1 protein-coding gene is annotated in these 2,660 nt (G+C 63.7%); it reads left to right on the forward strand.

The annotated features are described in order from the left end of the window. On the forward strand, window positions 1-2,190 hold a 2,190-nt coding region (locus Q1M07_RS09140), incomplete at its 5' end, for a helicase-related protein (RefSeq protein WP_300453219.1). Between the last annotated feature and the right edge of the window lie 470 nt (window positions 2,191-2,660).

Below are 2,660 nucleotides of genomic sequence, written 5' to 3' on the forward strand. Positions count from 1 at the left end.
GAGGTTCGCTACGAGGTACAGATCCAGCGACTGCTTCGTCGCGCGGACGCGCACGAACGTCGGATCGTGTGCCTCTCGGCGATCTTGCCCGATGGGGATCAGCTTGATGACTTCGCCGGATGGCTACGGCGGGATCACCCGGGTGGCCTGATCAAGCATGACTGGCGGCCGACCCGACTGCGGTTCGGCGAGGTCGTCTGGTCATCACCCAGCGCGCGCCTGAACCTGCGCGTTGGCGACGAGCGGCCGTGGGTCCAGCGGTTCCTCGCAGGGGCCGCGCCCCCGAACTGGGTGCCGCCAAAGCGTCGTCGAACCAAGTTATTCCCCTGCGATCAGCGCGAGCTCTGCCTCGCGACGGCTTGGCGGCTGGTCGAGGATGGGCAGAGCGTCCTCGTTTTCTGCCCGGAGCGGCGCAGCGTCGAGCCCTTCGCAGACGTAATCGTCGATCTCCATGAGCGAGGGGCGCTTCGTTCCTTGCTCGAGGCCGGCCCTGCCGTCCTCAACACCGCGATCGCGCTCGGCGAGGAATGGCTCGGGCCGAACAGCGCTATCCTCAAATGCCTGCGCCTCGGCGTCGCATTGCATCATGGCGCCCTGCCAACTGCCTATCGCAAGGAGGTCGAGCGTCTGCTACGCGACAACGTCCTCAAGATCACCATCTCATCGCCGACGCTCGCGCAGGGCCTCAACCTATCGGCCACGGCCGTGGTCATGCACTCGCTCCATCGCTTCGGCGAACGGATCGAGATCTCCGAGTTCAAGAACGTTGTCGGACGAGCCGGACGTGCCTATGTCGACGTGGAAGGCATCGTGCTCTTCCCCATGTTCGACGACATCGCGAAGAAGCGGCGCAACTGGGAAGCCCTCATCAACGATCTCGGCGCGCGCAATATGGAGAGCGGGCTTGTGCAGCTGGTCGCGGCGCTGCTGTCCCGCATGCGCGCCCGCATCGGCGGTGACCTGAACCAGCTCGTCGAGTATGTCGTCAACAACGCGGCAGCGTGGACCTTCCCCGAGGTCGCGAACGAGAAGCCGGAGGACCGCGAGCGTGCCCTGAACGACTGGGAGCAGCACGTCGCGACGCTCGACACGGCGATTCTCAGCCTCATCGGCGAGAACGACATCCCGGACGATGGGATTGAAGCCGCGCTGGATGACATCCTTCAATCCTCTCTCTGGCACCGCCGCCTGCTCCGGCAGAATGAGCAGGTGCGACAGGTCCTCAAGGCGGGCCTGGTTTCGCGCAGCCGGCACATCTGGAATCAGTCGACGGCGGCGCGGCGCCGGGGCTATTTCCTCGCTGGCGTCGGGTTGACGACTGGTCATGCACTCGACGCCATCGCGGCGGACGCCAACCTTCTCCTGGTTCAGGCTAATGGCGGCATTCTCGACGGTGATACCGAGGCGGCGATCGAGGCGATCACGAGCATTGCCGAGCGCGTCTTCGCCTTCTTTCCCTTCACACCCGACCCCATGCCCGCCAACTGGCGCGACATCCTGCGCACCTGGCTTCTCGGCCAGCCTCTTGCCGCCATCGCCGCCGGTCGGGAGTCGGAGACGCTGCAGTTCATCGAAGGGGGACTCGTCTTTCGTCTGCCTTGGGCGATGGAGGCCATCCGCGTTCGTGCGGCCGCCAACGGCGACACCATCAGCGGCTTCCTGCTCGATAACTTCGAGCTTGGCTTGGCCGTCCCAGCTGTCGAAACCGGGACGCTAGACCGTTCGGCCTCGATCCTCATCCAGGCTGGGTTCAACTCGAGGCTTGCTGCCATCAAGGCCGTGGCCGACACCGACGCGACCTTCCAGACGGGCCAGGAGCTCCGACAATGGCTCAATTCGGAAGCGGTCGCCGCCTACAGCGCCCAGCCCGATTGGCCGACCGCCGAGACGAAGGCAATGTGGATGGAGTTCGCGCAAAGTTTCACCCCGCGCGAGAACCGCACCTGGGCCGATCGGCGATACTGGGCAAACGTGGCGTGGCTCGGCACACCGCCGCCGCCGGACACGCCCGTCCAAGTCCATGATTGGGGCGGTCAGCCATGCGTGCTCTCGGCTGACGGCACGCCGCTGGGCACAGTGCAGGCCGTGCTTAATCCCGGTAGAGCGGGTCTAATGCGCGCCCAGGTGTCTCAGGACGTCGGCAGGATCGACCTCACTTACCTGGGCCCTGACGACCTGTCAGGTGCCTAATGTGCGCTAAGAGCAACCTGCGGGCCTTCCTGGGGGTGGCTGGTGCCCGTGAGGCGATGGCGGTGTGCCGTCAGATTGGCGGCACAGTTGGCGATAGGTGCGCTTCTGACATCCAGTACGGACTCACGCACATCGGTATGAGCGGCAATTTCTTATATAATCAACGTGTTCGACGCGCTCTGGAGCTTCAACTGCCCCTTGCAGCGCTTCGGCCCGGATCGCGTTGAGCCGGTCGGAGCGACCACCTCAACAAGCACTCGTCCTATGACGGTAGACATGACGGTAGACGGAAATATCAGCGGCCAGAACGCTAGGTTTTATGCGGGTTTACAGGCGCAGGAAATAATCGAGTGGGAATAAATTATCTTCGTGTCAGGTCGTCCCATGTCGTCCGGTTTTCCGGAGAAAAGCAAGTCCTGACAATTGGTTAGCGTCTCATCTGGTCTCAAATCGCCTCACTAAAGCGCGCC

This window comes from Accumulibacter sp. (assembly GCF_029255285.1).
Lineage (GTDB): Bacteria > Pseudomonadota > Gammaproteobacteria > Burkholderiales > Rhodocyclaceae > Accumulibacter.